This window comes from Leifsonia sp. NPDC014704 (genome assembly GCF_043083605.1).
Lineage (GTDB): Bacteria > Actinomycetota > Actinomycetes > Actinomycetales > Microbacteriaceae > Leifsonia.
In genome coordinates this window covers 107,646-114,586 of the sequence record NZ_JBIBYW010000004.1, presented here as the reverse complement: position 1 = coordinate 114,586, position 6,941 = coordinate 107,646, and the positions used below count along the sequence as shown (strand labels likewise).

At 64.3% G+C, this 6,941-nt stretch carries 7 protein-coding genes and 1 pseudogene; 6 read left to right on the top strand and 2 right to left on the bottom strand.

Features of this window, described 5'->3' with window-relative positions:
* The 5 genes and pseudogenes from ACF1AJ_RS20360 to ACF1AJ_RS20340 form a co-directional block, all read left to right on the top strand.
* Positions 1-734, top strand: a pseudogene (locus tag ACF1AJ_RS20360) (hypothetical protein); the annotation flags it as partial.
* A gap of 44 nt (positions 735-778) precedes the next feature.
* Positions 779-973 (top strand): hypothetical protein, encoded by a 195-nt coding sequence (locus tag ACF1AJ_RS20355; protein ID WP_085370148.1) that lies wholly within the window; start codon positions 779-781, stop codon positions 971-973.
* 255 nt (positions 974-1,228) lie between these two features.
* Positions 1,229-2,626: a ParB/RepB/Spo0J family partition protein gene (locus tag ACF1AJ_RS20350; protein ID WP_121264457.1), complete on the top strand. Its 1,398-nt coding sequence runs from the start codon at positions 1,229-1,231 to the stop codon at positions 2,624-2,626.
* A 441-nt stretch (positions 2,627-3,067) separates the two neighbouring features.
* Positions 3,068-3,955 (top strand): ArdC-like ssDNA-binding domain-containing protein, encoded by an 888-nt coding sequence (locus ACF1AJ_RS20345; RefSeq protein ID WP_306293900.1) that lies wholly within the window; start codon positions 3,068-3,070, stop codon positions 3,953-3,955.
* A 56-nt stretch (positions 3,956-4,011) separates the two neighbouring features.
* Entirely contained in the window at positions 4,012-4,467 is a 456-nt protein-coding gene (locus ACF1AJ_RS20340) for a hypothetical protein (RefSeq protein WP_085370145.1), read from the top strand.
* A gap of 135 nt (positions 4,468-4,602) precedes the next feature.
* Here ACF1AJ_RS20340 and ACF1AJ_RS20335 read toward each other — a convergent pair whose 3' ends face one another.
* Positions 4,603-5,085, bottom strand: a complete 483-nt coding sequence (locus ACF1AJ_RS20335) for a hypothetical protein (protein ID WP_143465934.1) — start codon at positions 5,083-5,085, stop codon at positions 4,603-4,605.
* Positions 5,082-6,038 (bottom strand): ParA family protein, encoded by a 957-nt coding sequence (locus ACF1AJ_RS20330; protein ID WP_218775167.1) that lies wholly within the window; start codon positions 6,036-6,038, stop codon positions 5,082-5,084. The genes ACF1AJ_RS20335 and ACF1AJ_RS20330 overlap by 4 nt, the downstream gene beginning before the upstream one ends.
* Before the next feature lie 533 nt (positions 6,039-6,571).
* Here ACF1AJ_RS20330 and ACF1AJ_RS20325 point away from each other — a divergent pair.
* Positions 6,572-6,877 (top strand): hypothetical protein, encoded by a 306-nt coding sequence (locus ACF1AJ_RS20325; RefSeq protein WP_085370144.1) that lies wholly within the window; start codon positions 6,572-6,574, stop codon positions 6,875-6,877.
* Positions 6,878-6,941: the final 64 nt, after the last annotated feature.

The window sequence follows — 6,941 nt, the reverse complement described above, 5'->3', positions numbered from 1 at the left end:
TCCAGCGGCTCGCACGCGACGGATACGTGCAGAAGGTCACCACCACCGACGGCGGCAACGCCGCCGAATGGCGCTTGACCCTCACACTTTCCACAACCTCCGGCACAGTCCGGTCACAACCTCTAGATAACCCCCGCCCCCCGGCTGATCTCTTCAACGCTCGCGCTGTGCAAGTAGCCCAGCTCGAGGACGAACTAACAGACAGCCGACACGACCTCTTCACCCGCGCCGGCCTCGGTCATCTCGCCGGAAAGCTCTACGCCGCCCTCCGTCAACACCGGGCACTCACCATTGAGACCGCATCACGCATCCTCGGTACTGGCACCCGCCACACCACGAGGATCCTCAGCCGTCTCCGCCGTCATCGCCTCATCGTCAAACACCGGGAAGGATGGGCGAGAGCCAAGCGAGATCTCCGAGACCAGGCAGCTCGCATGCTTGGTCTCGACGGAACGCTTCTCGATCGAGCCGAACGATATCGAGCCGAACGCGAAGTATGGGCATGGTGGCAAGCCGAGCTGACCACCATGAATGCCTCCCCCAGGATGCGTCCAAAACGCCGAAATGCATCGAGCCGGCCACTGTTCGAGGCCGACGCGCCAGGCGAGAGGATCTGGCCTCGCTACCCGCGATCCGCTGACCGTCGAGCTGACCACCGAAGCGCCCGAGAACTCGTCACAGTCGGCGCCCTCAGCCCCGAAAGCCGCTGGCAATACCTCGGAGACGCCGCCTAGCGCCGATCGCGAATTGCCCGAGCCGGCGTGGCTATGGTGGACGCGTGGATACAAAGGCTTTCGGTGCTCTCGGGGCGTGTGTTGCCGTTCTCGCTGTCGTCCTCTGCAGCTTGGCGGTCGCCATGAAATTGCCGACGCCCGTCGAGGTCGGCATGATCGCAGGAGCCTTACTGCTGTTGGTGTCTGCCGGTGGGCTGATCGGTGCCGGTATCGCCGCGCAGAAGAAGTCTGCGCGCTAGATCCATTCGTCCGGCATGCCCGGCCGGCGGGAGCGTGACGAGCTCAATTCGAGCCGCTGCGCGGCACTGTTCTTGCTGCGCTTTTTCGTCTGTCTGGCCGTTCATCGTAGTTCGCTCCGCGCCTAAGGGCCGGGCTTTCGCGGCATATCCTCGCTGCGCTCCGGTATTCCACGACCCGGTACTGCGGCGCTCCCGCTCTCTATCGATTTCTCTCGCCAGACAGGCAAAAAAATCAGTTGATCGGGAGAGAGAACCGTGAACACCACTACCGCAAGCCAGGGAACCATCGAGCACATCGACCCCAACGCGATCATCATCGAAGCCAACGTGCGCCCCAGCGCCCCGCTGACCAAGGAGTTCGTGGCCAGCATCCGCGAGAACGGCGTTCTGACGCCCGTTCTTGCCAGGCGCGACGCCCAGGGCAACGTTCTGGTCCGGGCAGGCCAGCGACGCACCCTCGCAGCCCGCGAGGCCGGAGTGACCAGCATCCCCGCCTACATCGTCGAGGCGGACGAGGCCACCGTGGAGCGCATTGTGCAGCAGATGGTCGAGAACGACCAGCGCGAAGCCCTCACTGACGGCGACCGGGCTGCAGCGTTCCAGCAGCTCGCCTTCGAAGGACTCAGCGCGACGGCGATCGCCAAGCGCACCGGGACCAAGCAGGCCGTGGTCAAGAACGGGCTGGCCGTCGCGGAGAATGCCGTCGCCGCCTCTGCGATCCAGGAGCACCAGCTGACCCTAGACCAGGCCGCAACGCTGATCGAGTTTGAGGACGACGAGGCCACTCGCGCCGAGCTGATCAAGATCGCAATCGACGACCCCGGCCAGTTCGCCCACGCGGCCCAGCGTGCTCGCGACGACCGCGCCCGGGGACAGGTCAAGGCGCAGGCCGAGGACGAGCTGCGCGGCCGCGGCTACGAAATTCTCGACCGTGACCGTGGCTACTACGACACCGACTACATCAGCATCCGCGAGCTGACCACCGCCGAAGGCGAGCGGGTCACCCCGGATCACATCGAGAACGCCGAAGGCCGTGCTGTCTTCGTCCGCGTCTACTTCGATGGCGAACCGAACGTCAGCTACTTCCTCAGCGACCCGAAGGCCGCAGGCTTCAATAGGGCCAGCAGCCAGGGATCCACCAGCGGCCCAATGTCCGACGAGCAGAAAGCCGAACGGCGCACGCTGATCGCCAACAACAAGGCGTGGGCATCCGTGGAAACTGTGCGCCGCGAATGGCTCACGGAGCTCCTGACCCGCAAGTCGCTGCCGAAGGACGCCGCGAAGGTGATCGCCCAGGGCCTCACAACCCACCGCCGCGACGTGGGGGCCGCTGCCGCATCGGGAAACGAGCTGGCCCACCTGCTGCTCGGCATCGAGCGCGGAGGCTACTACGACGACAAGCTCGCCGCTCACGTCGAGCAGTCCCCCACCAAGGCGCAGCATGTCAGCCTCGCCGTGGTGCTCGGCGGCATCGAATCCGCAACCAGCAAGAACACATGGCGATACCCCGAAGCGACCAAAGCCGCGTACCTTTCCCAGCTCGCCGCCTGGGGATACGCTCTCTCAGAAGTCGAGCAGATCGTCATCGACCACGCAGGGACGAATAACGCGCCCCTCGCTGACAGCGAGGACGACCCTGACCTCGACGGCTAGTGAGTGAACGAGCGGCGGGTGTCCCCCACACCCGCCGCTCACACGGCCCGGGTCGCTCCCCCGGCTGCTGCCCGGGGCCGCTCCCTCCCGGCCCGGCACGGAGGCCGGCCCTGCACCTGAAGTGATATCACTCTGGTATCGGACTGAAAGTGATGTGGGGCAGCGCCCGAGGGGCACAAAATTGCGCGGCGACGCAGCCGCCGCCCTGACTGGTCGCAGCGGAGCCGCTACGCGGCACTCCTCTATTTGGACGTCTTTTGTGACCTTTCCGGCTGGTCATCGTAGTTCGCTCCGCGCCTGCGCCCCGGGCTTTCGCGGCATATCCTCGCTCGCTGCGCTCGCCTGCGGTATTCCACGACCCGGGGCTCCGGCACTCCCGCTCTCTATCGATTTCTCTCGCCGGAAGGCACAAAGAACAGTTGTCCACGCAGGGAGAGAATCGTGACCAAGACCCGTCGACCCGGCAAGACCAGTGAAGAGAAGAAGGCTCAGGCAGAAGCCCTACACAACTCGATCAGCGACCAGGTGAAGCAGCTGCGCGACTCCGACCAGTGGCGGGCGTTCCTCGACTTCGCGAAAGCGTTCCATGCCTATTCGCTGAACAACCTCCTGCTGATCCTCTCCCAGATGCCCGAGGCATCCCAGGTCGCAGGCTTCCGGAAATGGCAGTCGCTCGGCCGCCAGGTGCGCAAGGGCGAGAAGGCTATCCGGATCTTCGGCTACAGCACGAAGAAGATCACCGCGGAGGACGAGAACGGCGACGAGGTAGAAATGCGGGTCGCCCGCTTCCCCATCCTCTCCGTGTTCGATATCGGACAGACCGACCTGGTGGACGGCGCCCAGGACGCGGGAACCCTCACGGCACAGCTCACCGGAGGGGATGATTTCGGCATCGTCGACGCCCTTTCCGCCTACCTCGTCGAGGAAGGTTGGACCGTCGAGCTCCGACCGATCCAGGGCCCCAGGAACGGCTACACCGACCCTGAGGAAATGGTCGTCGTTGTCCACGCCGACCTCAGCCCCGAGCACATGGCTAAGACCCTGATTCACGAGACCGCGCACGTCATCCTGGGCCACACCGAGGACTTGGCCGAGTACGTCGAGCACCGCGGACTGATGGAGACCGAGGCCGAGAGCGTCGCCTACGTCGTCGCCGGCCTGATCGGATTCGACACCAGCGCCTACAGCGTCGGTTACATCGCCGGATGGTCGGGCGCGGATACCGACCTGATCAAGTCCACCGCTGCCCGCGTCCTCCGCGCCGCTCACCAAATCGCCGGAATCCTCGACCCCGCCGATGAGGGCGACGACACCGAAGACGCCGCCTGACACCTGGGAGGGCCGCTCTCGAGCGGCCCTCCCCCACCAACCCAGAAGGAAACCCCATGATCATCACGTACGAGCGGCCCGCCGCTCTCAACTCACAGCAGCTCGACCCCGCCGCGCCCGACGCGGGCCTCAGCCCCACCGGCCAGCAATGCGGAAACACCACCTACGACGTCGGCGGCCTCGAATGGCACTGCACGCGCGCTCCGCACCCGGGAGACGACGAGCACCGCGCCGCATTCGAGCGCAACGGTGAGGGCCCCGAGGGTGCAGTCGGATTCGCGTGGACCTACCAATACGCCGACGACGAGCCGAGCGACGGAATCGACCACGCCGCGCCGACACATTCCCTCACCGTCACACTGCGCTATCCCGAGCGAGCGGGACGGGGCATCGATACCGAAAGTGTCGCGGCCAGCATGATCCGCGCCGCCCTGGATCACTTCTGGGAAGGCGACCACGACGACGTGACAGCCACCACAACCTCCAGCCGAATGGTGCGCCGCCGGTCGTGAGGGAGCCGGCGCCCCTCACACTCCCCCGCACCCGCACCCGCACCCGCAGTCGGCGCGGAGGCTAACCCGACAGGATCCTCTTCGCCGGTCTTTTCGAGCGAGCCGCCGGCTGAACTTCGTCGCTGCCTGAAGGTGCTACGCCAACGGCCGGCCGGCAGGCAGGTTTTTGCCTGAATCCTCGAAACGCTCACCCGCGTTGTACTCCGACTCACGGCGATTCACTTCAGACTCCAGCGCTCGCACGAGGAATGCTGACCATGTGCGATCGCCTGCCTGGAATGCGGTCGCGCGGAAGGCGGCTTTAGCTCGTCGACTCAACTCATCAGGAACATAGAACGAGATCCGGGCCGTATCCTTCGAGCTCGCCTGAGCAGCCGCCTCTAAGGATGTTGACGTGCGGCCTTGAGCGCTATGACGGGTGGCACGAGGACGGGATTTCGAGCTGCTCACTCCCGAATCCGAGCTCCCCTCCTGCCCTTTGGTCGTTTGCTTCGACACCTCGACCGCGGGCTCGTCCACCGCGGGCTGTTCGCGATTCTTCCGCTGGAGCAGGCTGAGATCCAACTGACGTCGAGGAGTAAGGCCCTCAATTCGGCGTGGGCTGTCAACGTCGCTCATGCGGACTGCGCCTCCTCCTGTTCGGCCGCGGTGATCCGCGAAACGATCTCTTGGCTCAAGTTGAAGTAGTCGTCAGCGACTGAGCCTGCTGTGCGCGGTGCGAGCTGCGACGCTGTCGCTTCGCCGCGAAGCACCTGGTACCACTTCGGTGCCCGCTTGACACTCTCATCGAGTTCATAGACCAGAAGTCCGCGCTCGCGCGTTGCCTGGGCGACGGCCTCAGAATGACGAATCGTGCTGCTGAAAAGAACGTCAGGATCGCTGTTGAAGAGGTTGCTCACATGGGTGCGGGCCTCAGCCTGAATCGCTGTGGCGCCCTTACCCGTGGCAACAAGCACAACCCCAAGGAGATCAATGCTGGGGTTCAACGTCAGAACGCCCTCAAGGCGAGCGGCGACACCAGCCATACCCTTCCGGCTAGACGCATCCGACTTGATCGGCACCAGCGCGTACCGCGCGGCCGCAACGGCAGCGGACTGGAGCGTCTCATCCCCTGGCGGACAGTCCAACAAGATGATGTCGTAGTTCGGCGCGATAGGAGCCAAGAGGCGAGCCAGTGAGAGCTTTGCACCATCGGGGTCTTTGCTCGCTTTTACCCCGAGAACCGCGACTGCCTCGTCCAGGCGAGGTCCCCCGACAAGCACATCAAGGTTCTGCCTGACGGCGGTCACGGGACCAACCTGCTCGCCAAGCATGAGCGCTCGAGCGAACGACTCCCCCTCATCGTCGGTTTCCTGGCCCGTGTATCCCAGGTCTTCGGCCAAGTTCCCCTGAGGGTCAAGATCGACAAGAAGCACACGGAAGCCGCTGGAAGCCAGATAGCCGGCGACGTTCGCAGAGATCGACGTTTTCAATACGCCACCTTTGCTGTTGATTACTGCGATGGTGCGGTTAAGCGCAGCGCGCTCGTTGGCGCTTAGAGGTCCTGCAGGCATCTTCACTCTCCCGTTCACATGACAAGTCTCGGGCAAAATAGCTCCATTGGCGGCAATGACACGCCTGGAGCCAATAGAACGATTGGCTCCAATAGCACTAATAGAGCGGATGGCCCTAATGGTGCGATTGCCACTATTAGAAGCATTGGCGCTAATGGCGGCAATAGTGCTATTTATGCACTGTATGCGATCCGTGCCTTGGCGGGGCGGCCCCATGCCGAAGACGTCACCCGGGCACTGCGGTGTAGGCCGCGTCGCGGATCCGTTTTGCATATAGTGACCGTTCGGGGGACTGTATGCACGGGGGAGCGGTCTACAGCGGGGCGCGACGGCACGGAGGCCGCCCGCCGACGGAGCCGCTGCGCGGCGCTGAAAGTGCTCTGTTTTCTTTGACCTTTCCGGCCGATCATCGTAGCTCGCTCCGCGCCTGCCGTTCCGGGCTTTCGCGGCATATCCTCACTCGCTGCGCTCCCTCCGGTATTCCACGACCCGGCACTCTCGGTGCTCCCGCTCACTATCGATTTCTCTCGCCGGAAGGCAAAGAAAAACGGTTGGTTGAGAGAGAGAAGAGGACGATGAGCACACTCATCACGGACACCGATGACGTCACCCGGTTCTGTGGGGTCTTTTCCGACGTGACCCTCGCACACGACGTCGCCACGATGCTGGGATGCCGAGAGGCCGAAGCGCTGGCCGGGATCCTCCGGGCGTTGGGAGAGCCTGCAGCAGCCGATATGTGGCTGGACGCACACGCACACGGTGACGAGCCGGGGGACCAGCACTACCAGGCTGCACCCGAGCCCTGCATCGTCCCGATCGACCCGATGGAGGACCTTCAATGCGACTCCTGCCAGTGACGGCAGACAAGACGCAGGGACGCACGCGTTGCGTGCGCCCCCTTCGATGTGCCTGAGCGGGGCA